This window comes from Enterobacter sp. JH25 (genome assembly GCF_021725435.1).
Classification (GTDB): Bacteria; Pseudomonadota; Gammaproteobacteria; order Enterobacterales; family Enterobacteriaceae; genus Enterobacter; species Enterobacter intestinihominis.
Genome location: NZ_CP091319.1, coordinates 811,322 through 834,013 on the forward strand (window position 1 = coordinate 811,322; position 22,692 = coordinate 834,013).

19 protein-coding genes are annotated in these 22,692 nt (G+C 56.7%); 8 read left to right on the forward strand and 11 right to left on the reverse strand.

Features of this window, described 5'->3' with window-relative positions:
- Positions 1-255: 255 nt before the first annotated feature.
- The 9 genes from panD to thpR form a co-directional block, all read right to left on the reverse strand.
- Positions 256-636 (reverse strand): aspartate 1-decarboxylase, encoded by a 381-nt coding sequence (gene panD, locus L2Y28_RS03855; RefSeq protein WP_022647084.1) that lies wholly within the window; start codon positions 634-636, stop codon positions 256-258.
- 31 nt (positions 637-667) lie between these two features.
- On the reverse strand, positions 668-1,519 hold the full coding sequence (panC, locus tag L2Y28_RS03860; protein ID WP_022647085.1) for a pantoate--beta-alanine ligase: 852 nt from the start codon (positions 1,517-1,519) through the stop codon (positions 668-670).
- 11 nt (positions 1,520-1,530) lie between these two features.
- A complete protein-coding gene (panB, locus tag L2Y28_RS03865; RefSeq protein WP_022647086.1) occupies positions 1,531-2,322 on the reverse strand; it encodes a 3-methyl-2-oxobutanoate hydroxymethyltransferase in 792 nt (263 codons plus the stop codon).
- A 123-nt stretch (positions 2,323-2,445) separates the two neighbouring features.
- Entirely contained in the window at positions 2,446-2,925 is a 480-nt protein-coding gene (gene folK / locus L2Y28_RS03870; RefSeq protein WP_022647087.1) for a 2-amino-4-hydroxy-6-hydroxymethyldihydropteridine diphosphokinase, read from the reverse strand.
- Positions 2,922-4,319 carry a polynucleotide adenylyltransferase PcnB gene (gene pcnB / locus L2Y28_RS03875; RefSeq protein ID WP_071785222.1) on the reverse strand — a complete coding sequence of 466 codons (1,398 nt, stop codon included), beginning with the start codon at positions 4,317-4,319 and terminating at the stop codon, positions 2,922-2,924. Before pcnB ends, folK begins: the two co-directional genes overlap by 4 nt.
- A 42-nt stretch (positions 4,320-4,361) precedes the next feature.
- Positions 4,362-5,252, reverse strand: coding sequence for a tRNA glutamyl-Q(34) synthetase GluQRS (gene gluQRS, locus L2Y28_RS03880; RefSeq protein ID WP_022647088.1), 891 nt, complete (start codon positions 5,250-5,252; stop codon positions 4,362-4,364).
- 59 nt (positions 5,253-5,311) lie between these two features.
- Positions 5,312-5,767 carry an RNA polymerase-binding protein DksA gene (gene dksA, locus L2Y28_RS03885; RefSeq protein ID WP_001155232.1) on the reverse strand — a complete coding sequence of 152 codons (456 nt, stop codon included), beginning with the start codon at positions 5,765-5,767 and terminating at the stop codon, positions 5,312-5,314.
- 176 nt (positions 5,768-5,943) lie between these two features.
- Entirely contained in the window at positions 5,944-6,648 is a 705-nt protein-coding gene (gene sfsA / locus L2Y28_RS03890; RefSeq protein WP_023330113.1) for a DNA/RNA nuclease SfsA, read from the reverse strand.
- Positions 6,638-7,192 carry an RNA 2',3'-cyclic phosphodiesterase gene (thpR, locus tag L2Y28_RS03895; protein WP_003856249.1) on the reverse strand — a complete coding sequence of 185 codons (555 nt, stop codon included), beginning with the start codon at positions 7,190-7,192 and terminating at the stop codon, positions 6,638-6,640. The genes sfsA and thpR overlap by 11 nt, the downstream gene beginning before the upstream one ends.
- 73 nt (positions 7,193-7,265) lie before the next feature.
- Here thpR and hrpB point away from each other — a divergent pair, with 73 nt between their 5' ends.
- From hrpB to fhuB, 6 genes are all read left to right on the forward strand, one after another.
- Positions 7,266-9,695, forward strand: coding sequence for an ATP-dependent helicase HrpB (gene hrpB / locus L2Y28_RS03900; RefSeq protein WP_022647090.1), 2,430 nt, complete (start codon positions 7,266-7,268; stop codon positions 9,693-9,695).
- A gap of 197 nt (positions 9,696-9,892) precedes the next feature.
- On the forward strand, positions 9,893-12,418 hold the full coding sequence (gene mrcB, locus L2Y28_RS03905; protein ID WP_022647091.1) for a bifunctional glycosyl transferase/transpeptidase: 2,526 nt from the start codon (positions 9,893-9,895) through the stop codon (positions 12,416-12,418).
- A 237-nt stretch (positions 12,419-12,655) separates the two neighbouring features.
- Complete coding sequence (fhuA, locus tag L2Y28_RS03910; protein ID WP_022647092.1) at positions 12,656-14,905, forward strand: ferrichrome porin FhuA; 2,250 nt, start codon at positions 12,656-12,658, stop codon at positions 14,903-14,905.
- A 50-nt stretch (positions 14,906-14,955) separates the two neighbouring features.
- On the forward strand, positions 14,956-15,753 hold the full coding sequence (gene fhuC / locus L2Y28_RS03915) for a Fe3+-hydroxamate ABC transporter ATP-binding protein FhuC (RefSeq protein WP_022647093.1): 798 nt from the start codon (positions 14,956-14,958) through the stop codon (positions 15,751-15,753).
- Positions 15,753-16,643 (forward strand): Fe(3+)-hydroxamate ABC transporter substrate-binding protein FhuD, encoded by an 891-nt coding sequence (fhuD, locus tag L2Y28_RS03920; RefSeq protein ID WP_022647094.1) that lies wholly within the window; start codon positions 15,753-15,755, stop codon positions 16,641-16,643. Before fhuC ends, fhuD begins: the two co-directional genes overlap by 1 nt.
- Positions 16,640-18,622, forward strand: coding sequence for a Fe(3+)-hydroxamate ABC transporter permease FhuB (fhuB, locus tag L2Y28_RS03925; RefSeq protein WP_022647095.1), 1,983 nt, complete (start codon positions 16,640-16,642; stop codon positions 18,620-18,622). Before fhuD ends, fhuB begins: the two co-directional genes overlap by 4 nt.
- 93 nt (positions 18,623-18,715) lie before the next feature.
- Here the strand turns inward: fhuB and hemL are convergent, their stop codons facing one another.
- Entirely contained in the window at positions 18,716-19,996 is a 1,281-nt protein-coding gene (gene hemL, locus L2Y28_RS03930) for a glutamate-1-semialdehyde 2,1-aminomutase (RefSeq protein ID WP_022647096.1), read from the reverse strand.
- A gap of 177 nt (positions 19,997-20,173) precedes the next feature.
- Here hemL and clcA point away from each other — a divergent pair, with 177 nt between their 5' ends.
- Both clcA and erpA read left to right on the forward strand, forming a co-directional pair.
- On the forward strand, positions 20,174-21,574 hold the full coding sequence (gene clcA / locus L2Y28_RS03935; RefSeq protein ID WP_022647097.1) for a H(+)/Cl(-) exchange transporter ClcA: 1,401 nt from the start codon (positions 20,174-20,176) through the stop codon (positions 21,572-21,574).
- Between the two features lie 85 nt (positions 21,575-21,659).
- Positions 21,660-22,004, forward strand: a complete 345-nt coding sequence (gene erpA, locus L2Y28_RS03940; RefSeq protein ID WP_022647098.1) for an iron-sulfur cluster insertion protein ErpA — start codon at positions 21,660-21,662, stop codon at positions 22,002-22,004.
- A gap of 57 nt (positions 22,005-22,061) precedes the next feature.
- Here the strand turns inward: erpA and L2Y28_RS03945 are convergent, their stop codons facing one another.
- Positions 22,062-22,685, reverse strand: a complete 624-nt coding sequence (locus L2Y28_RS03945) for a TRIC cation channel family protein (RefSeq protein ID WP_003856227.1) — start codon at positions 22,683-22,685, stop codon at positions 22,062-22,064.
- Positions 22,686-22,692 lie beyond the last annotated feature (7 nt).

The window sequence follows — 22,692 nt, forward strand, 5'->3', positions numbered from 1 at the left end:
CTTCGGGAAAAGGATTCTAAGTGATGAGTAATGGTTGTGAGAAGCCGTTAGGCGTTAGAAATACTTAAACGATCTTTAAGTCAATATGATTATTTAATAGTGAATGATAATAATTGTTCATCATTTTGATGAGCAGGTGTTCGGCAGGGTGACTTGAATATATTAATAAAAATATATAAAAAGAACGCTATTCATTTTAATTATGTATAAATTACCCAACCTATTTGTCGGGTAATTTATAACAGTACTATTGGCTTAGGCAACCTGAACCGGAATTGCTTTCGCAATGCGTTTCATCTCATTATCGCCTTCAAAGTATGCCACTTTTGGCTGCCAGCGACGTGCCTCTTCGTCAGACATCATCACAAAGCTGGCAATAATGACGATATCACCCACGTCCGCGCAGTGCGCCGCTGCCCCATTAACGGAGATGATTTTAGACCCGCGTTCAGCGGCAATCGCGTACGTTGAAAAGCGTTTGCCGTTATTAACGTTCCAGATATCAATAGCTTCGTTTTCGAGAATACCCGCCGCGTCGAGAAAATCCTGGTCGATCGCGCAGGAGCCTTCATAGTGCAGGTCGGCCTGGGTGACTTTCACACGGTGAAGCTTACCTTGTAGCATTTTGCGAATCATTACGTTTACCTTTCACTTCCGGGTAGTAAAACTACGCCAGTTCAACCACTTTGTTGTCGATAAGGCGGGCCTGGCCGAGCCAAGCCGCCACCAGAATTACCGCACGTTTGCTGGTATCTGATAGTTCCAGAAGCGTATCGGCATCCCGAATTTGAACGTCGTCAGCACGAAGACCTTTCTCGTTCAGCGCCTGTTCAGCCAGAGCGATGATTTCTTCTGCGGTTAATTCTTTTGCCAGCAGTTGCTCTGCCATGGTATTCATGACTTTGCTTAAGCCTGGCGCAATTTTACGCTGTTCCGCAGTCAGATAGCCGTTACGGGAGCTAAGCGCCAGGCCATCTTTCGCACGTACAATCGGCACGCCGACAATCTCTATGTCGTAGCCCATATCGGCAACCATTTTGCGGATCAGCGCCAGCTGCTGGAAATCTTTCTCGCCAAAGCAGGCGATGTCCGGCTGCACCAGGTTAAACAGCTTGCTGACGATGGTGGAAACGCCGCGGAAATGGCCCGGACGGCTGGCACCCTCCAGCATGGTCGAAATACCCGGTACGTCGACGTAGGTCGCTTCAGTGGTACCCTGAGGATAAACATCTGCGGGGGCCGGTGCGAAGACGATATCCGCATGACGTTTTTTGAGCTTCTCGCAATCTTCCTGCAAGGTACGTGGATAGCGCGCCAGATCGTCTTCGCGATCGAACTGCATCGGGTTAACGAAGATACTGACTACCACGATATCTGCACGGGCTCTCGCTTCATCGACCAGCTTCATATGGCCGTCGTGCAGATTGCCCATGGTCGGGACGAGGGCGATACGTTTACCTTCCTGACGTGCACGGCGGATATGCTGGCGCAGCAGCGGCAGAGTTTCTATGATTAGCACACCTGGACTCCTTAATGGAAACTGTGTTCTTCGCCCGGATAAACGCCGGACTCAACCTCGGCAATATACTGCCGCACAGCAGCACGCATGTCGCCTGCTTCTGTCAGGAAATTTTTAGCAAATTTTGGAATGTGACCGCCGGTGATCCCGAAGGCGTCGTGCATGACCAGAATCTGGCCATCGGTGACGTTGCCCGCGCCGATGCCGATCACCGGAATCGACAGCGCCTCAGTGATACGCTTAGCCAGCTCAACCGGCACACACTCCAGCACCAGCAGCTGTGCACCAGCGGCTTCCAGCGCCAGGGCATCATCAAACAGCGTCTGCGCCGCATCGCCACGCCCCTGAACTTTATAACCGCCAAAGATATTCACGGATTGCGGCGTCAGCCCTAAGTGCCCGCAAACTGGCACGGCCCGTTCGGTGAGCATTTTCACCGTATCGACCAGCCAGTCGCCGCCTTCGATTTTGACCATATTGGCGCCGGCGCGCATCACAGTTGCCGCATTTTCAAAGGCCTGTTCCGGGGTGGCATACGCCATAAACGGCAGATCGGAAAGTAGCAGGCAGGCGGGCGCACCCCGGCGCACGGCGCGGGTATGGTAAGCAATATCCTCGACCGTGACCGGCAGAGTAGAATCATGTCCTTGTACCGTCATCCCTAACGAGTCTCCGACCAGCATGACGTTGATCCCTTCTTCGGCAAACAGTTTTGCGAAGCTGTAGTCATACGCGGTGATAGTGGCGAAGCGTTTCTTTTCCTGTTTGCATTTCTGCAATAAGGAGATGGTAGTTGGTTTCATACTGTTTCCTGATGGCCCAAAAGCGGATCTTTGCGCATTCTAACAGTAACATTCGAGGGAACAATGATTTTAGGCAATCGATTAACCATATTTAACACATGGCTAATCGGGGGTGACACGGGATTACCAGCGGACCGGTTTTTCCGCGTTGAGGCTTAGCAGAACGGCGTTCAGCGAGGTGCCGTCAGGGAAGGTGAGATCGGGGGCGACTTCAAACAGCGGCCAGAGCATAAACCCACGGTTTTTCATGTCATAGTGCGGAACGGTGAGGCGCTCGGTGTTAATCACCTTGTGGCCGAAAAGCATAATATCGAGGTCGAGCGTGCGCGGTCCCCAGCGTTCGGCTTTACGTACGCGACCCTGCTGTAGCTCAATACGCTGGGTATTATCCAGCAGCGTTTCTGCGTCAAGGCCTGTTTCCAGCACCACGGCGGCGTTCAGATAATCAGGCTGATCCTGCGGGCCGAGCGGGGGCGTACGGTAAAAGGAGGAGACTGCCACGATATGGCTTTGCGGGATCTCCCCCAGCGCCTGAACGGCAGCGTTAACCTGCTCAAGCGGAGAGGCCAGATTGCTGCCGATGGCAATATACGCAAGGGTCATGCTGTGCCTTCACGACGCGGCGCGCGCTTGCGCGGGCGACGGTGACGACGGCGGGGTGCCGGCTCGTCATCGAGATCCGTGAGCATATCTTTTTGCTCCGGTGGTGCAGAGACCTGAAATTCTCCCCACCACTGCGCCAGGCGCTGTAGCTCCTGGTTTCTTTCGACTTCAGCACGCAGAGAGAGCAAATCGAACGCGGCGCGGAACTTAGGATGCTCCATCAGTTTCCAGGCACGTTTACCCTGACGGCGGGACATACGCAGCTGAAGCTGCCAGATATCACGCACCAGCGTGGTAATACGTTTCGGGATCGCCAGCGTGCGACAGCCTTCGTCCAGCACGTCGTTTGCCGCCAGCGCGAACGCATCATAATAGGCGAGGCCGCTCTCCTGGGTAATGCGCTGCGCCGTTTCCAGCAGCGGATACCAGAACATGGCCGCGAACAGGAACGCCGGATTCACGCGCATATCGTTATGAATACGGGTATCCGTGTTCTTCAGCACCTGTGCAATCATCCGCTCCATTGCGCTGTCACCGTTTTCGGTGAAGTAGCGGGTAATGGTCGGGAACAGCGGCTGGAACAGGTTGTATTCACGCAGCAAATTGTAGGTTTCAAACCCGTAGCCTGCCTGGAGCAGCTTTAACGACTCCTCAAACAGACGGGCAGGGGGGACGTCGTTAATCAGCGTCGCCAGGCGCGGGATCGGCTCTGCGGTTTCCGGGCTGATACGCATGTTTAGCTTGGCGGCGAAACGCACGGCGCGCAGCATTCGGACCGGATCTTCGCGATAGCGCGTTTCCGGCGTGCCGATCAGGCGAATCAGGCCGTCTTTCAGATCCTGCATACCGCCGACGTAATCGCGCACGGTAAAATCCGCCACGCTGTAGTAAAGGCTGTTGATGGTGAAATCGCGACGCTGAGCATCTTCTTCAATAGAGCCGAAGATGTTGTCGCGCAGCAGCATGCCGTTTTGGCCGCGCTGGGAAGTTGTGCGATCGTTGACGCCCGCTTCGTGGTGACCGCGGAAGGTCGCCACTTCAATAATTTCCGGTCCAAACATCACGTGCGCCAGACGGAAACGGCGACCAACCAGACGGCAGTTGCGGAATAATTTACGCACCTGTTCAGGCGTGGCGCTGGTCGTCACGTCGAAATCTTTTGGTTTTTTGCCCAGCAGTAAATCGCGCACCCCGCCGCCGACGAGATAGGCCTCGTAGCCTGCTTTATTCAGACGATAGAGCACCTTGAGGGCATTTTCACTGATATCTTTGCGGGAAATATTGTGCTGCTCACGCGGAATGACCGACATGTGTGGCTGTGCAATAGCATCATTCGCCATGCTCTCTTCGCGGCTCAGCACTTTACGGCAAAAATTAGCGACTCGGGTAAAAATAGTACACCTCGTAGTGTGTTTTGTTATCAAAAAAGCGGCTAATCATAGCTCAGCGCAACGCATTTGAGAATGCTGGATTTTTGGCACGGCCATAAGCGTCCAGTCAGCAATGGCCGTTTTCAGCAATTCATCCAGACTCAGATCCTGCCATTCCTGCGTTACATTCTGGTTGAGAAATCGCAGCGCGTCGATCAATACCGGGCGCGGATCGCCGTCAGGCAGCGCCGGGGCATGATTCTGTTTTGACAGCTTACTCCCCTGTTCATTGACCGCCAGCGGCAGATGGATGTAATCCGGCACCGTCCAGCCAAACTGCTGGTAAAGCGATATTTGCCGCACGGTAGGCTCAACCAAATCCGCCCCACGCACGATTTCCGTGACGCCCTGGAAATGGTCATCGACAACCACCGCCAGGTTATAGGCAAACAAGCCATCGCGACGGTGAATAATAAAATCTTCACGCGCCAGACGATCATCCGCCTGAATGGTTCCTGAGAGGACATCGGTAAACTGCGTCACCGGAGCGCGCTGTATCAGCCGTACGGCGGCATTCTCAGGGCCGTTGTGCCGCGTACGGCAGTGGCCGTCGTAAACGCCACCCACGCTCTGAATTCGCGCACGCGTGCAGGTGCAGTTATAGGAAAGGCCCTGTTCAGCAAGCCACGCCAGACGTTCACGGTAGGCATCATGGCGTTGAGACTGCCAGAGTACGTCGCCGTCCCAGTGAAGACCGTAATGTTCCAGCTGACGCAGAATAGTTTCTGCCGCACCGGGAACTTCACGCGGAGGATCGATATCTTCAATGCGAACCAGCCATTTACCCTGACGGGCGCGAGCCTGTAGGTAGCTGCCGAGCGCGGCAATTAATGAGCCGAAGTGTAATTCACCGGAGGGAGATGGCGCAAAGCGCCCGATATAGTGAGATTCAGACATATCAACGGTAACAAGGCGGGAGAAACTCCCGCCTTAGCAGAGTAGTGAGAGGGAAGGCGTTAGCCAGCCATCTGTTTTTCGCGGATTTCTGCCAGCGTTTTACAGTCGATGCACAGATCGGCTGTTGGACGCGCTTCCAGACGACGAATACCGATTTCAACACCGCAGGATTCGCAGTAGCCAAAATCTTCGTCCTCGACCTTTTTCAGCGTTTTCTCGATCTTTTTGATCAGTTTGCGCTCGCGGTCACGGTTACGCAGTTCGAGGCTGAACTCTTCTTCCTGAGCGGCACGGTCGACCGGATCCGGGAAGTTAGCAGCTTCATCCTGCATATGTGTAACGGTGCGATCGACTTCATCCCTGAGTTGATTACGCCATGCTTCAAGAATACGCTTGAAGTGCGACAGCTGGGCTTCGTTCATATACTCTTCGCCCGGCTTCTCTTGATACGGCTCCACCCCAGCGATGGCGAGAATACTCAGGGACGATGTTTTACGGTTTTGCCCTTCTTGCATGTTGCTTCTCCTTAACACGCACTATCGATCCCCGTGTTGGGGGAAAAATCAGGTCGCTATAAATAGCAGATGCTTTTCCGTATGGCAATTATCTAAACGTAACACTTGACAACCCTGTGAGGAAAAGCGTATTTGCGCACGCGGCCAGAACACTTATTAGTCAATCGTCTAATCCCTTATAGGACAGTGGGAAGAGAGGATCTCAGAGTCATATTATCGGCAGAAAGTTCCGCTTTATAAGCGAAAATCTCTACCCCCTGCTTTTGTGCCTCATTCAACAATTGCGCGTATTTAGGATCAATATGACGGGCCGGGGAAAACCGTTCAATGGCTGAATGCAGAACCGCAAACAGCAACACGGCGCGCTTGCCCGCCGCCGCTACACTCATTAGCTCCCGCAGATGCTTCTGGCCACGTAGCGTTACCGCATCCGGAAAGAAGCCGTTTTCCTCTTCCGCTAACGTCACTGATTTCACTTCAATATAGCACTCAGGGCGGTCTTCCGCCTGTAACATAAAATCAATTCTGCTGCTTTCATCGCCATATTTCACTTCGCTTTTTTGCGTGCCGTAACCCACCAGTTCAGGAAGGATTCCATTTGTCAGGGCTTCCTTAACCAGCTGATTTGCGCGCAGGGTATTAACGCAAATAAATGCCCCGCTTTGCGTCTCGGTCATTTCCCAGGTATGAGGATATTTGCGTTTAGTATTTTCTGATGTGGAATACCAGACCGTGTCACCCGGTGTGGCGCAACCGGTCATGGCGCCGGTGTTAGGACAATGCAGCGTGAGCGTTTCGCCCTCAGGCGTGATCACGTCAGCGAGAAAGCGTTTGTAACGCTGGATCAGCGTGGCGGGCTGGAGTGCAGGGCTAAACTTCATCAGGATTCCTTAACGTATCGCCCAGCGTCCAGCGCTGGAGCGGAGTATAGCGGGTGCGTCCTTGTACAAAGGCAGATTCGTACAGCGCAAATTCATTCACCTGAAAGGACCAGTGAAAGCCCGGTGGCGGGATGGCAACAGCCTGACCCGCATCGCGCAGCAGGGTAATGTGGGGATGAAACGGCTGCGGGCTCTGATAACAGCCGCTGCGCGCGGCCTGTGCCCGCAGCATATTTGCGAGCTGGAGCAGTCCGCGAGGGGGCTGCCGCGTCCCCAGCCAGACCACCCGAGAGCGCAGCCATTGCCCGGCATCGTCAAGATGCAGCGTAAAACCCGGCTGAGAAATGCGTCCGGCCATTGCGCTTAACGCGCGCTGCTTTTCTGCGCTCACCTCGCCAAGAAAAGCTAACGTCAGGTGCATATTGGCGGCGACGACAGGGCGGCCCGCTTCCGCGGGGAAGTGGCTGGCGCGCCAGCGAACAATTTGCCGTTGAAGCGTGGTGGGTAATTCAATGGCGAAGAATAGCCGTTTTGACTCAGACATGCGCAAGACTCGGTAATGATATGCGCCGATGCTACAATGTACGCCGATTAATGTTAACCCTCTGGAGCCGTAAGTGTCCTCTTTGCCCGTCGCCGTCGTCCTTCCTGAGCTTCTCGCAGCCTTAGAACATGCGCCACAGGTTTTGCTCAGCGCGCCTACCGGAGCGGGTAAATCCACCTGGCTGCCCCTGCAAATTCTGCGCGAGGGGAGCATCAGCGGGAAAATTATCCTGCTGGAACCGCGCAGGCTGGCGGCGCGCAATGTGGCGCAGCGCCTGGCGGAACTGCTGAATGAAAAACCGGGCGAGACGGTAGGGTACCGGATGCGCGCCGAAACCTGCATTGGCCCGTCTACGCGGCTGGAGGTGGTCACTGAAGGCATTCTTACCCGTATGCTGCAAAACGATCCGGAGCTGAGCGGCGTCGGGCTGGTGATCCTTGATGAATTTCACGAGCGCAGCCTCCAGGCCGATCTGGCCCTTGCGCTGCTGCTCGACGTTCAGCAGGGGCTGCGCGACGACCTTCGGCTGCTGATTATGTCGGCGACGCTGGATAACGAGCGGCTCCGGCAGACGCTCCCTGACGCGCCGATGATCTCCTCTGAAGGGCGTGCGTTCCCGGTCGAGCGCCGCTTTCAGCCGCTGCCTGCCCATCAGCGTTTTGACGAAGCCGTTGCCATCGCCACCGCCGAATTGCTCCGTCAGGAACCCGGCTCGCTGCTGCTGTTTTTACCCGGCGTAGGCGAAATCCAGCGCGTACAGGAGCAGCTGGCATCCCGGGTGAGCAGTGACGTTATGCTGTGCCCGCTCTACGGCGCGCTGCATTTGGCTGACCAGCGCAAGGCGATCCTTCCCGCACCGGCGGGGCAGCGCAAAGTGGTAATGGCGACCAATATCGCCGAAACCAGTTTGACCATCGAAGGCATTCGCCTGGTGGTGGACAGTACGCAGGAGAGGGTGGCCAGTTTTGATCCGCGTACCGGGCTGACCAGGCTACTGACGCAGCGCATCAGCCAGGCCTCAATGGTGCAGCGCGCAGGCCGAGCAGGGCGTCTTGAGCCGGGTATTTGCCTGCATTTAACCAGCGCCGAGCAGGCGGAGCGTGCGGCATTGCAGAGTACGCCTGAGATTTTACAAAGCGATCTCTCCGGGCTGGTAATGGATCTGATGCAGTGGGGCTGCCCGGACCCTGACCAGCTCACCTGGCTTAATCCTCCGCCTGTTGTGAACCTTTCCGCCGCGCGCAGCCTGCTGACCCAGCTTGGCGCGCTGGAAGGCGAGCGACTGACGGCGCGCGGCCAGAAAATGGCGGCGCTGGGCAACGATCCGCGTCTGGCAGCGATGCTGGTGGCAGCACAGGGCGACGATGAAATTGCCACGGCGGCAAAACTGGCGGCTATTCTTGAGGAGCCGCCGCGCGGTGGCAGCAGCGATCTGGGACAGGCCTTTTCACGCCAGCAGGGAAACTGGCAACAGCGCGCGCAGCAGTTGTGTCACCGCCTGAAGAGCCGGGGAGGATCGCCTGACAGCGATAAAGTTATCCCTCTGCTGGCCCAGGCCTTCCCGGACAGAATCGCGCGCCGTCGCGGGCTGGATGGTCGTTATCAACTGGCAAATGGGATGGGCGCGATGCTGGACAGCGATGATGCTCTGACGCGTCATGAATGGCTGATCGCGCCGCTCTTACTCCAGGGCAGTCACTCCCCGGATGCGCGCATCTTGCAGGCGGTTGCCGTAGATATTGACGCCCTGACGCGTGCCTGCCCGCAGCTGCTTCAACAATCTGACATTGTCGAATGGCATGATGCCCAGGGCACGCTGAAGGCGTTCCGTCGTAGCCAGATTGGCAAACTGACGCTCGGGACAAAACCGCTGGCGAAGCCGTCGGAGGAAGAGTTACACCAGGCGATGCTGAACGGCATTCGGGAAAAAGGGCTGAGCGTATTGAACTGGACGCCTGAGGCTGAACAATATCGTATACGTCTGCACTGCGCCGCGAAGTGGCTGCCGGAACAGGGGTGGCCAGCGGTGGATGATGAGACGCTGCTCGCGACGCTTGAACAGTGGTTGTTGCCGCAGATGAGCGGCGTACACTCCCTGCGCGCCCTTAAGGCGCTTGATGTTAAGGCAGCGTTACAGAATTTACTGGACTGGTCGTTACGTCAACGTCTGGATAGTGAACTGCCTGGGCATTACACTGTGCCAACCGGGAGTCGGATTGCCATTCGTTATCATGAGGATAATCCGCCAGCGCTGGCGGTTCGGATGCAGGAGATGTTTGGTGAGGCCACCACGCCGTCCATCGCTGAAGGGCGCGTGCCGTTAGTGCTTGAGCTGCTTTCGCCTGCGCATCGTCCCTTGCAGATCACCCGCGATCTGGGTGCGTTCTGGGCGGGGAGCTATCGTGAAGTGCAGAAAGAGATGAAGGGGCGATATCCCAAACACGTCTGGCCGGACGATCCGGCGAATACCGCGCCGACACGGCGCACGAAGAAATATTCGTAATGGGGGAGTGCGGCCTGAAAGGTAAAGTGCGGCCTGATGCCCTCACCCCGGCCCTCTCCCACAGGGAGAGGGAGAAAACACTAAAGACTTTCCTGTCAGGAAAGTCTTGCTGTTTATTTTGAGAGATTTCTTCTTTCACTGACCTGTGCAAGATAAGAAAATCTGGCCTTTGCGCCTGAATGTTGCGGAGAAAAAGCATGGCGGGGAATGACCGCGAGCCAATAGGACGTAAGGGAAAGCCGACGCGTCCGGCGAAAGAAAAGGTAAGCCGTCGTCGCCTCAGAGATGAGGAGTATGACGATGACTATGAAGACGATTATGAGGATGAAGAACCGATGCCGCGTAAAGGGAAAGGCAAAGGGCGTAAGCCTCGTGGTAAGCGCGGCTGGTTCTGGCTGCTGCTGAAGCTGTTTATTGTTTTTGTTGTCCTGATCGCGATTTACGGCGTTTATCTGGATCAGAAGATCCGCAGCCGTATCGACGGGAAAGTCTGGCAATTGCCTGCGGCAGTGTACGGCCGCATGGTGAACCTTGAGCCGGACATGTCCATCAGCAAGAATGAGATGGTGAAGCTGCTGCAAGCCACGCAGTATCGTCAGGTCACGAAAATGACCCGTCCGGGTGAATTTACCGTCCAGGCGAAAAGCATTGAGATGATCCGCCGTCCGTTCGACTTCCCGGACAGTAAAGAGGGGCAGGTGCGCGCGCGTCTGACCTTTGACGGCGATCGCCTGGAAACCATTGAGAACATGGATAACGATCGCCAGTTCGGTTTCTTCCGTCTCGATCCGCGTCTCATCACCATGCTGTCGTCCGCAAACGGCGAACAGCGCCTGTTCGTGGCGCGTAACGGCTTCCCGGATCTGCTGGTGGATACCCTGCTGGCAACCGAAGACCGCCACTTCTACGAGCACGACGGGATTAGCCTTTACTCCATTGGTCGTGCGGTACTGGCGAACCTGACCGCGGGGCGTACGGTGCAGGGGGCGAGTACCCTGACCCAGCAGCTGGTGAAAAACCTGTTCCTCTCCAGCGAGCGCTCTTACTGGCGTAAAGCCAACGAAGCGTACATGGCCGTGCTGATGGATGCGCGCTACAGCAAGGATCGTATTCTTGAGCTGTACATGAACGAGGTGTACCTCGGTCAGAGCGGCGATAACGAGATCCGCGGCTTCCCGCTGGCGAGCCTGTACTACTTTGGCCGTCCGGTAGAAGAGCTGAGCCTTGACCAGCAGGCGCTGCTGGTGGGCATGGTAAAAGGCGCGTCGATCTACAACCCGTGGCGTAACCCGAAACTGGCGCTGGAGCGTCGTAACCTGGTTCTGCGTCTGCTGCAACAACAGCAGGTGATTGACCAGGAGCTGTACGACATGCTGAGCGCGCGTCCGCTGGGCGTTCAGCCGCGCGGTGGGGTGATCTCTCCGCAGCCTGCCTTTATGCAGATGGTACGTCAGGAGTTGCAGTCTAAGCTCGGAGATAAAGTGAAAGATCTCTCCGGGGTGAAGATCTTCACCACCTTTGACTCCGTGGCGCAGGATGCGGCAGAAAAAGCGGCGGTTGAAGGTATTCCGGTTCTGAAGAAGCAGCGTAAGCTGAGCGATCTGGAAACCGCGATGGTGGTAGTTGATCGCAACACCGGCGAAGTTCGCGCCATGGTGGGCGGCGCCGAGCCGCAGTATGCGGGCTATAACCGCGCGATGCAGGCGCGTCGTTCGATTGGTTCACTGGCAAAACCGGCGACCTATCTGACCGCGCTGAGCCAGCCGAATCTCTATCGACTGAACACCTGGATTGCCGATGCGCCAATCTCCCTGCGCCAGCCTAACGGCCAGGTGTGGTCTCCGCAGAACGATGATAAGCAGTTCAGCGGCCAGGTGATGCTGGTGGATGCGTTAACCCGCTCGATGAACGTGCCGACTGTTAACCTCGGCATGGCGCTGGGCCTCCCCGCCATCACCGACACCTGGCAGAAGCTGGGCGTACCGAAAGATCAGCTGCACCCTGTGCCAGCGATGATCCTGGGGGCGCTTAACCTGACGCCAATCGAAGTGGCCCAGGCGTTCCAGACCATCGCCAGCGGCGGTAACCGAGCGCCGCTTTCCGCCCTGCGTTCGGTGATTGCCGAAGATGGCTCCGTGCTGTATCAGAGCTTCCCGCAGGCGGAGCGCGCTGTTCCGGCGCAGGCGGCCTATATGACGCTGTGGACCATGCAGCAGGTGGTCCAGCGCGGTACCGGGCGTCAGCTGGGGGCGAAGTATCCTGGTCTGCATCTGGCGGGTAAAACCGGGACTACCAACAACAACGTCGATACCTGGTTCGCCGGTATTGATGGCCGTGAAGTGGTGATCACCTGGGTGGGCCGCGATAACAACCAGCCGACCAAACTGTATGGTGCGAGCGGCGCGATGTCGATTTACCAGCGTTATCTGGCCAATCAGTCTCCGGTGCCGCTGAACCTCGTTGCCCCGGAAGATATCGTCGATATGGGCGTGGACAGCTCGGGTAACTTCATCTGTGGCGGCGGCGTGCGTTCGCTGCCGGTCTGGACGACCAACCCGGATGCGCTGTGCCAGCAAAGCCAGCCAGAAGAACCGACAGGTAACCCGTTCGATCAGTCTTCTCAACCTCAGCAGCCGCAGCAGCAACAGCCGCAGCAGCAGAACGAGAAGAAAGACAGCGACGGCGTCGCCGGCTGGATCAAGGATATGTTCGGCGGCAACTAGCCCTTATGACACCCCCTTCCCTGGAAGGGGGTATTTTTTCACCTCAGCAACTCATTTCCTTAACCCTATTTTCAATCCTTATTAACGACCCGTTTTCCGTTGATTATTTCTTAAACCCTCAATTCTTGTAGGGCCGCATATCGCTTGCTATGCCGTCAGCGTTTCGCATATTATTCTGCGGTCATAATAATAATTCTCGTTTACGTTATCATTCACCTTTTTCATCAGAGATCCATCATGGCGCTTTCCAATACTGCTCAGCCAATTAACACGTCGCTGCGTAAAATCGCAGCCGTCGTAGCCACAGCGGTTGCCGGCATGTCTGCTTATGCACAGGCCGCTGAAACCCCCAAGAAAGAAGAAACCATCACCGTGACTGCCGCACCGGCTGCACAGGAAAGTGCCTGGGGTCCTGCTGCGACTATCGCTGCTCGCCATTCTGCGACTGGAACCAAAACAGACACGCCAATTCAAAAGGTTCCACAGTCTATTTCTGTGGTAACTTCCGAAGAGATGGCGTTGCATCAGCCACGTTCCGTTAAAGAAGCTCTGAGCTATACCCCGGGCGTTGCGGTAGGCACCCGTGGTGCTTCTAATACTTACGACTACCTGGTTATTCGCGGTTTCGCGGCCGATGGTCAGAGCCAGAACAACTACCTCGACGGTATGAAGATGCAGGGCAACTTCTATAACGACGCGGTGATTGATCCTTATATGCTGGAGCGCGCTGAAATCATGCGCGGTCCGGTTTCCGTTCTGTACGGAAAAAGCAGCCCTGGTGGCCTGCTGAACATGGTGAGTAAGCGTCCAACAACAGAGCCGCTGAAAGAGATCCAGTTTAAAGCTGGTACTGACAGCCTGTTCCAGACCGGCTTTGACTTCAGCGATGCCATCGACGATGACGGCGTTTACTCCTACCGCCTGACGGGGGTTGCGCGTTCTAACAACGCACAGCAGGAAAATAAAGGCGAGCAGCGTTATGCCATCGCGCCATCTTTCTCCTGGCGTCCGGATGATAAAACGACTTTCACTTTCCTTTCCTACTTCCAGAACGAGCCTGAAACAGGCTATTACGGCTGGCTGCCAAAAGAGGGAACGGTCGATCCGCTGCCAAACGGTGATCGTCTGTCGACGGACTTCAACGAAGGCGCGAAGAACAATACCTATTCCCGTAACCAGAAAATGGTTGGGTATAGCTTCGACCACGAATTTAACGACACCTATACCGTGCGTCAGAACCTGCGTTTTGCCGAGAATAAAACCTCGCAAAACAGCGTTTACGGCTACGGTGTATGTACCGATCCGGCAAATAGCGGCAGCAAACAGTGTGCTGCGTTAGCTCCTGCCGATAAAGGTCATTATCTGGCACGTAAATATGTTGTTGATAATGAAAAACTGCAAAACTTCACCGTTGATACTCAGTTGCAGAGCAAATTTGCGACCGGGCAGGTAGACCATATCCTGCTGACTGGTGTTGACTTTATGCGTATGCGCAATGATATCAACTCCTGGTTTGGCTATGACGACTCGGTACCGTTGCTGGATCTCTACAATCCGGTAAGCAGCGATTTCGATTTTGGCTCAAAAGATCCTGCAACCTCCGGTGCATATCAGATCCTCAACCGTCAGAAACAGACCGGTTTGTATGTTCAGGATCAGGCGCAGTGGGATAAAGTACTGGTTACTCTAGGCGGCCGTTACGACTGGGCCGATCAGGAGTCCTACAACCGTGTATTGAATACCACCTCCAAACGTGATGATACCCAGTTTACCTGGCGTGGCGGCGTTAACTATCTGTTCGATAACGGCGTAACCCCTTACTTCAGCTACAGCGAATCCTTTGAACCGGCTTCACAGACCGATGCTCAGGGTAAACTGTTCTCACCGTCTAAAGGCAAGCAGTACGAAGCGGGCGTGAAATACGTGCCGAACGATCGTCCGATCGTGATCACCGGTGCAGTGTATCAGCTGACCAAAACCAACAACCTGATGGCTGACCCGGCGGGCTCATTCTTCTCCGTTGAAGGCGGTGAGATCCGCGCCCGTGGCGTAGAGCTGGAAGCGAAAGCGGCGCTCTCTGCAAGCGTTAACGTTGTAGGTTCTTATACCTATACCGATGCTGAATACACCACCGACACTAACTACAAAGGCAACACACCGGCGCAGGTGCCAAAACATATGGCATCCGTGTGGGGGGATTACACGATGTTTGATGGCCCGCTGTCTGGCCTGACGCTGGGTACTGGTGTGCGTTACACCAGCTCCAGCAAAGGTGACCCGGCGAATAGCTTCACTGTTGGAAGCTATACGCTGGTTGATGCACTGGTCAGATACGATCTGGCGCGTGTAGGCATGGCCGGCTCAAACGTCGCGCTTCACGTGAACAACCTGTTCGATCGTGAGTACGTTGCAAGCTGCTTCAACACCTACGGTTGCTTCTGGGGTGCTGAACGCCAGGTTGTTGCCACGGCGACCTTCCGCTTCTAACCTCTTTATGGGCACGGTTCGCCGTGCCCTTTTTATTTAAGTTGGCTGACATGCAGGATACTAAAACGCAATCCGACTCCACCTTCACGCTCAACAATCTCTCCTTTCGCGTACCCGGGCGCACCTTGCTACATCCGCTCTCTTTGACGTTTCCCGCAGGTAAAGTGACCGGTTTAATCGGGCACAATGGTTCCGGTAAATCGACGCTGCTGAAGATGCTGGGCCGTCATCAGCCGCCGTCCGAGGGCGACATTCTGCTGGATGACCAGCCGCTGGCGAGCTGGAGCAGTAAGGCCTTTGCCCGCAAGGTGGCCTATCTGCCGCAGCAGTTGCCGCAGGCGGAGGGGATGACGGTGCGCGAGCTGGTGGCGATTGGACGTTATCCGTGGCACGGTGCGCTCGGGCGTTTTGGCGTTGCTGACAGAGAAAAAGTGGAAGAGGCTATCGCGCTGGTTGGGTTAAAACCGCTGGCGCACCGTCTGGTGGATAGCCTGTCCGGTGGCGAGCGTCAGCGCGCATGGATCGCGATGCTGGTAGCGCAGGACAGCCGCTGCCTGCTGCTCGACGAACCCACTTCAGCGCTGGATATTGCTCATCAGGTTGACGTCCTGGCGCTGGTGCATCGCTTAAGCCAGCAGCGCGGCCTGACGGTGATTGCCGTTCTGCATGATATCAACATGGCGGCACGCTACTGCGACTATCTGGTAGCGCTGCGCGGCGGTGAAATGATCGCTCAGGGTACGCCTGCCGAACTGATGCGCAGCGAAACGCTGGAACATATCTACGGTATTCCTATGGGCATTCTGCCTCACCCGGCCGGGGCTGCACCCGTGAGCTTTGTCTACTGATGCTGGATCCAACATTAATTAGCCGCCGTCGCCTGCTAACGGCCATGGCACTCTCACCGCTGCTGTTAAAGATGGGCCCGGCCCGCGCTGCCGCAGTCGATCCGCACCGCATCGTAGCGCTGGAGTGGTTGCCCGTCGAACTGATGATGGCGCTGGGCGTGACGCCTTACGGCGTGGCCGATATTCCTAACTACACCCTGTGGGTGAATGAGCCAAAACTGCCGGACTCCGTCATCGACATCGGTCTGCGTACGGAGCCGAACCTCGAGCTTCTCACCCAGATGAAACCGTCTTATTTATTCTGGTCTGCGGGGTATGGCCCGTCGGAAGAGACCATGGCGAAGATTGCGCCCGGACGGGGCTTTTCCTTTAGCGACGGTAAAAAGCCGCTGACCATGGCAAAAAATTCCATCCACGAGATGGCGCAGTTCCTCAACCGTGAGGCTGAGGCGAAAAAACATCTCGATGAATTTGATGCGCTGATTGATTCCCTTAAGCCGCGCTTTGCCCACCGTGGCGATCGGCCTTTGCTGATGGTGACCCTGCTGGATGCCCGCCATATGCTGGTCTTTGGAAATAACTGTCTGTTCCAGGAAGTGCTCGACAGCTTTGGCATTCGCAATGCCTGGGAAGGCGAGATGACGTTCTGGGGCAGTACCGCCGTGGGGATTGACCGTCTGGCGGCGTTTCGTGATGTGGACGTGCTGTGCTTTGACCACGGCAATGAGCGCGAAATGCAAACCCTGATGGCGACTCCGCTCTGGCAGGCAATGCCGTTCGTCCGCGAGCAGCGCTTCCTGCGCGCGCCAGCGGTATGGTTCTACGGCGCGACGCTGTCGGCCATGCATTTTGCCCGCGTGCTGGACAATGCACTGGGAGGCAAGGCATGAGCACGCGTATGGTCCGTTTCCCGATGTTACTGTTAGCGCTCATTTTTCTGGCTGCCCTGGCATTAACCGACTTTAACCTGACCACGGCGTTACCGCGCGATCAGTGGGCAGCCGCGTTTGCCGCACCGGATATCGACAATATTCAGCAAATGCTGTTCCACTACAGCCTGCTGCCGCGTCTGGCTATCTCCCTGCTGGTCGGGGCGGGACTGGGACTGGTGGGCGTACTGTTTCAGCAGGTGCTACGTAACCCGCTGGCGGAGCCAACCACGCTGGGCGTGGCGACGGGGGCTCAGCTGGGGATCACCATCACCACGCTCTGGACCCTGCCGGGAGCGTTAACCTCGCAGTTTGCCGCGCTGGCAGGCGCATGCGTGGTCGGTGCGCTGGTCTTTGGCGTAGCCTGGGGAAAACGTCTCTCGCCGGTCACGCTGATCCTCGCGGGGCTGGTCGTCAGCCTCTACTGTGGGGCGATCAACCAGCTGCTGGTGCTGTTTCACCACGATCAGCTGCAAAGCATGTTTATGTGGAGTACCGGCACGCTCACCCAGACCGACTGGAGTATCGTCCAGCGCATGTGGCCGCAGCTGTTTGGCGGCGTGGTGCTGACGCTGCTGCTGCTGCGTCCGCTCACGCTGATGGGCCTCGATGACGGCGTGGCGCGCAATCTCGGGCTGGCGCTGTCGCTGGCCCGTCTGGCGGCCCTGACCCTGGCGATTGTGCTGAGCGCGTTACTGGTTAACGCCGTCGGCATCATCGGGTTTATCGGCCTGTTTGCGCCATTGCTGGCAAAAATGCTCGGCGCGCGCCGTCTGCTGGCGCGTCTGATGTTGGCGCCGCTGATTGGTGCGCTGATACTCTGGCTTTCCGATCAGCTCATTCTCTGGCTGGCGCGCGTCTGGATGGAAGTTTCCACGGGCTCGGTGACGGCCCTGATCGGCGCGCCGCTGCTGCTGTGGCTGCTGCCGCGCCTGCGCAGCATTAGCGCTCCGGCGATGGATGCCGGCGATAAAGTGCATGCCGAGCGTCAGTCGGTGGTGTGGTTCAGCCTTGCCGGGCTGGCAGTGCTGGTTATCGCCTCGTTTGCCGCACTCTCGCTGGGACGCGACGCCACGGGCTGGCACTGGGCAACGGGGGATTTGCTGCATGAACTCATGCAGTGGCGCTGGCCGCGGATTTTCTCCGCGCTGATTGCGGGCGTCATGCTGGCGGTGGCGGGCTGTATTATCCAGCGTCTCACCGGCAACCCGATGGCAAGCCCGGAAGTATTAGGGATCAGCTCCGGGGCCGCGTTTGGCGTAGTGTTGATGTTGTTCCTCGTACCGGGAAATGCGTTCGGCTGGCTGATGCCTGCCGGGAGTATCGGTGCGGCAGTCACGCTGATGATTATCCTGATCGCCTCCGGGCGAGGTGGTTTCTCACCTCACCGCATGCTGCTGGCCGGGATGGCGCTCAGCACCGCGTTTACTATGCTGCTGATGATGTTGCAGGCGAGCGGCGATCCGCGCATGGCGCAGATCCTGACATGGATTTCCGGTTCAACATACAACGCCACCGGCAGTCAGGTGGTGCATACCGGGATTGTGATGATCGTGCTGCTGGCGATTGTGCCGCTGTGCCGCCGCTGGATGACCATTCTGCCGCTGGGTGGGGATACCGCCCGCGCGGTCGGGGTGGCGCTGACGCCAACGCGCATTGCGCTGTTGCTGCTGGCCGCGTGCCTGACGGCGACGGCCACCATGACTATCGGCCCGCTCAGTTTTGTCGGATTAATGGCGCCGCATATCGCCCGTATGATGGGTTTCCGCAGGACTTTGCCGCATATCGTGATCTCTGCGCTGACGGGCGGGGCGATCCTGGTCTTTGCTGACTGGTGCGGAAGGATGGTGCTGTTCCCGTATCAGATCCCGGCGGGCCTCCTGTCGACCTTTATCGGCGCGCCTTACTTTATTTATCTGTTGAGAAAGCAGAGTCGGTAATAAAAGTAAACGGCAATCCTTAGATTGCCGTTTTAGTGTTTGCTCCCTCTCCCTGTGGGAGAGGGTTGGGGTGAGGGCATCAAGCCGCACATTTTACAGCTTCGCAAATACCTTACGCGCTGCGTCGATGGTGTTATTGATATCTTCTTCGCTGTGCGCCACGGACATAAAGCCCGCTTCAAACGCTGACGGGGCAAGATACACGCCTTCTTCCAGCATCAGGTGGAAGAAGCGTTTGAAGCGTTCCACGTCGCATTTCACCACGTCCTGATAGCAGGTCACGGTTTTCGCATCGGTGAAGAAAATCCCGAACATCCCGCCCACGTGGTTCACCACCAGTGGAATACCCGCATCTTCTGCGGCTTCCAGCAAACCGTTTGCCAGTTGCGTCGTCCGGTCCGTCAAGGTTTCGTGGATACCCGGCTGCGCCACTTCGGTCAGACAGGCAAAGCCCGCCGCCATCGCAATCGGGTTACCGGAGAGCGTACCCGCCTGGTAAACCGGACCGGTTGGCGCCAGCGCGTCCATGACGTCCTTACGTCCACCGAACGCGCCGACAGGCATGCCGCCGCCAATGATTTTGCCGAGGCAGGTCAGATCCGGCTCCACGCCATAATAAGACTGGGCACCCGCCAGCGCCACGCGGAAGCCGGTCATCACTTCGTCGATGATCAGCAGCGCGCCGAACTCATCACACAGGGCGCGCAGGCCCGGCAGGAAGTCAGGCTGCGGTGGGATACAGTTCATGTTGCCCGCAACTGGCTCAACGATGATGCAGGCGATCTCCTGCGGATACTGCTCGAAAGCGGCGCGAACGGTGCTCAGGTCGTTATAGGTGCAGGTCAACGTGTGTTTCGCGAAATCAGCCGGCACCCCCGGGGAGTTCGGCTGGCCGAGGGTCAGCGCGCCGGAACCGGCTTTCACCAGCAGACAGTCGGCATGGCCGTGATAACAACCTTCGAACTTGATGATCTTGTCACGGCCGGTAAAACCGCGCGCCAGACGGATAGCGCTCATGGTCGCTTCGGTACCGGAGTTCACCATACGCACCATGTCCATCGTTGGCACCAGTTCGGTGACCAGCTCCGCCATTTTGACTTCCATCTCGGTTGGCGCACCGAAGCTCAGGCCGCGCTGAGCGGCTTCAATCACCGCGTTGCGGATCGCCGGGTGGTTATGCCCCAGTACCATCGGGCCCCAGGAGCCGACGTAATCGACATAGGCTTTACCATCCACATCATACAGATATGCACCATCCGCACGTTCGATAAACAGCGGGGTGCCACCCACGCCGGTAAAGGCGCGCACGGGTGAGTTCACGCCGCCTGGGATTAGCTCGCGGGCTGCGCTGTAGAGGTTTTCAGACTTGCTCATGGCGTCGTTCCTGGTTCGTAGAAATGAGTTAAGGCAACTATTCTAAGTGATTCGGAAGAGGTTATAAAATTTTTGCCCCATAGAAGGCTTAACAATTGTTAAGTATTTTTCAGGGGACGAGGGGATTGTCTCTGGTAGAATCCCTGCGGCCTTTTGTATGACGAAACAGAACAGGTAATGAACGAGAACACGCCTTCTTTTGAACAACAACAGTTTACGCGCGCGAAGCACCGGGTCAGTATCCGGCGGCTGCTCAACCGTGACAAAACCCCGTTAGCCATTCTGGTGGCAGCCGCCGTTGTGGGCACGCTGGCCGGGCTGGTAGGCGTCGCGTTTGAGAAAGCCGTCAATGCGGTGCTCAACTGGCGCATAGGTACCGTCGCCAGCTTCGCGGATCGTGAATGGCTGGTCTGGGTGTGGGCCTTTGGCCTTTCGGCCCTGTTTGCCATGGTGGGCTATTTTCTGGTGCGTAAATTCGCACCTGAAGCAGGCGGCTCGGGGATCCCTGAAATTGAGGGGGCGCTGGAAGAGCTACGCCCGGTTCGCTGGTGGCGGGTACTTCCTGTGAAATTTATCGGCGGGATGGGAACGCTCGGAGCGGGCATGGTGCTCGGTCGGGAAGGACCAACGGTACAGCTGGGCGGTAACGTCGGGCGCATGGTCGGCGATCTGTTCCGTATGCGCAGCGCCGAAGCGCGCCATACGCTGCTGGCAACGGGGGCGGCGGCCGGGCTGTCTGCCGCGTTTAACGCGCCGCTGGCAGGTATCCTGTTTATCATTGAAGAGATGCGCGCCCAGTTCCGCTACAACCTGATCTCCATTAAAGCGGTGTTTACCGGCGTGATTATGTCGAGCATTGTCTTTCGCGTCTTTAACGGCGAAGGGGCGGTGATTGAAGTTGGCAAGCTAACTAATGCGCCGGTCAATACTTTGTGGCTGTATCTGATTCTTGGGATGATTTTTGGCGTCGTTGGCCCGCTTTTTAACACCCTGATTTTACGGGCGCAGGATATGTTTCAGCGCATCCATGGCGGAAATACCACGAAATGGGTGCTGGTGGGGGGCCTGCTTGGTGGCGTGTGCGGGATCCTCGGTTTTATCGAACCGAATGCGGCGGGCGGCGGTTTCGGTCTGATTCCCATTGCCGCGGCGGGGAATTTCAGCGTAGGCCTGCTGCTGTTTATGTTTATTTCACGCGTCATCACCACGGTATTGTGCTTCTCCTCTGGTGCCCCGGGCGGCATTTTCGCCCCGATGCTGGCGCTGGGAACGCTGCTGGGTACGGCGTTCGGGATGGCGGCGGCGGCAGGCTTCCCGGCCTACCATCTGGATGCGGGAACGTTTGCGGTTGCGGGAATGGGGGCGCTGCTGGCGGCCTCCCTGCGTGCGCCGCTGACCGGGATCGTGCTGGTGCTGGAAATGACCGACAATTACCAGCTCATTTTGCCAATGATCATTACCTGCCTCGGCGCGACACTATTAGCCCAATTCCTGGGTGGAAAACCGCTATACTCCACCATTCTTGCCCGTACCCTGGCGAAACAGGAAGCTGAACAGGCCCTGAAGCAGAATACTTGAATGAATTACCAGGGTATTAGATAATGACAAAAAGAATTGGGTGATTTTTACCCAATAGCAGTCGCAGTATTCATGGGAGCATAAGATGATTGATGACGTAGCGTTGCCGCTGGAATTTACCGAAGCAGCAGCGAAAAAAGTGAAAACCCTGATTGCCGACGAGGACAATCCGGATCTGAAACTGCGTGTTTATATTACCGGCGGCGGCTGTAGTGGCTTCCAGTATGGTTTTACCTTTGACGACCAGGTTAACGATGGTGATATGACTATCGAGAAACAGGGCGTCGCGCTGGTGGTTGATCCGATGAGCCTGCAATATCTGGTGGGCGGTTCAGTGGACTACACTGAAGGTCTGGAAGGTTCGCGCTTTGTGGTGACTAACCCGAATGCGACCAGCACCTGCGGGTGTGGTTCTTCATTCAGTATTTAACCTGAATGCAAATTGTAGGCCCGGTAAGCGAAGCGCCACCGGGCTTATAAACGACACCTATCTTGAATTTTCATCCAGTGCAAACGTCGGCAGCTTCAGGTGCCAGCGTATCGCCGCTAAACGGATCACCAGCGTTACCACCATCCCCAGCATCGCCGCGTTTTCCAGCGGGACAGCAAAGGTATAATACGCCGTGGCGTGAACAATCCCCCCGATGATACAGGCCGTCGCGTAGATTTCCGTTCGCAGGATCATCGGGACTTCTCGCGCCAGAATGTCGCGAATAATCCCTCCGCCCACGCCGGTCAACACGCCCATACAGATCGCCACCAGCGGGCCAGTCCCGGCAATAAAGGCTTTATTCACGCCTATTCCCACAAAGACCGCCAGACCGACGGCATCCAGCACTGGCAATATCCATTTTGGTAGTCTGCGAGGCTGACGAACCAGCACGATGGTTAACAGGCAGGTGACCATCGCCACCACCAGATCCGTTGGATCTTTTACCCAGAATACCGGGCCGTTTGCCAGCGCCATATCGCGAATCGTTCCGCCGCCTACCGCCGTAACGACGCCGAGCACCAGTACGCCAAAAGGATCCATGCGTAGTTTTCCGGCAAGCAAAACGCCGGAGATAGCAAAAACGGCTGTGCCAAGAATATCCAGCCAATACACGAGCATCGTTAAA

Bases quoted from the DNA above. Each gene is read 5' to 3' on its own strand.
- fhuA (WP_022647092.1), top strand. From the start codon at position 12,656: ATGGCGCTTTCCAATACTGCTCAGCCAATTAACACGTCGCTGCGTAAA.
- panB (WP_022647086.1), bottom strand. From the start codon at position 2,322: ATGAAACCAACTACCATCTCCTTATTGCAGAAATGCAAACAGGAAAAG.
- clcA (WP_022647097.1), top strand. From the start codon at position 20,174: ATGAACGAGAACACGCCTTCTTTTGAACAACAACAGTTTACGCGCGCG.
- fhuC (WP_022647093.1), top strand. From the start codon at position 14,956: ATGCAGGATACTAAAACGCAATCCGACTCCACCTTCACGCTCAACAAT.
- panD (WP_022647084.1), bottom strand. From the start codon at position 636: ATGATTCGCAAAATGCTACAAGGTAAGCTTCACCGTGTGAAAGTCACC.
- hemL (WP_022647096.1), bottom strand. From the start codon at position 19,996: ATGAGCAAGTCTGAAAACCTCTACAGCGCAGCCCGCGAGCTAATCCCA.
- L2Y28_RS03945 (WP_003856227.1), bottom strand. From the start codon at position 22,685: ATGCTCGTGTATTGGCTGGATATTCTTGGCACAGCCGTTTTTGCTATC.
- sfsA (WP_023330113.1), bottom strand. From the start codon at position 6,648: ATGAAGTTTAGCCCTGCACTCCAGCCCGCCACGCTGATCCAGCGTTAC.
- thpR (WP_003856249.1), bottom strand. From the start codon at position 7,192: ATGTCTGAGTCAAAACGGCTATTCTTCGCCATTGAATTACCCACCACG.
- dksA (WP_001155232.1), bottom strand. From the start codon at position 5,767: ATGCAAGAAGGGCAAAACCGTAAAACATCGTCCCTGAGTATTCTCGCC.
- gluQRS (WP_022647088.1), bottom strand. From the start codon at position 5,252: ATGTCTGAATCTCACTATATCGGGCGCTTTGCGCCATCTCCCTCCGGT.
- erpA (WP_022647098.1), top strand. From the start codon at position 21,660: ATGATTGATGACGTAGCGTTGCCGCTGGAATTTACCGAAGCAGCAGCG.
- mrcB (WP_022647091.1), top strand. From the start codon at position 9,893: ATGGCGGGGAATGACCGCGAGCCAATAGGACGTAAGGGAAAGCCGACG.
- folK (WP_022647087.1), bottom strand. From the start codon at position 2,925: ATGACCCTTGCGTATATTGCCATCGGCAGCAATCTGGCCTCTCCGCTT.
- fhuB (WP_022647095.1), top strand. From the start codon at position 16,640: ATGAGCACGCGTATGGTCCGTTTCCCGATGTTACTGTTAGCGCTCATT.
- fhuD (WP_022647094.1), top strand. From the start codon at position 15,753: ATGCTGGATCCAACATTAATTAGCCGCCGTCGCCTGCTAACGGCCATG.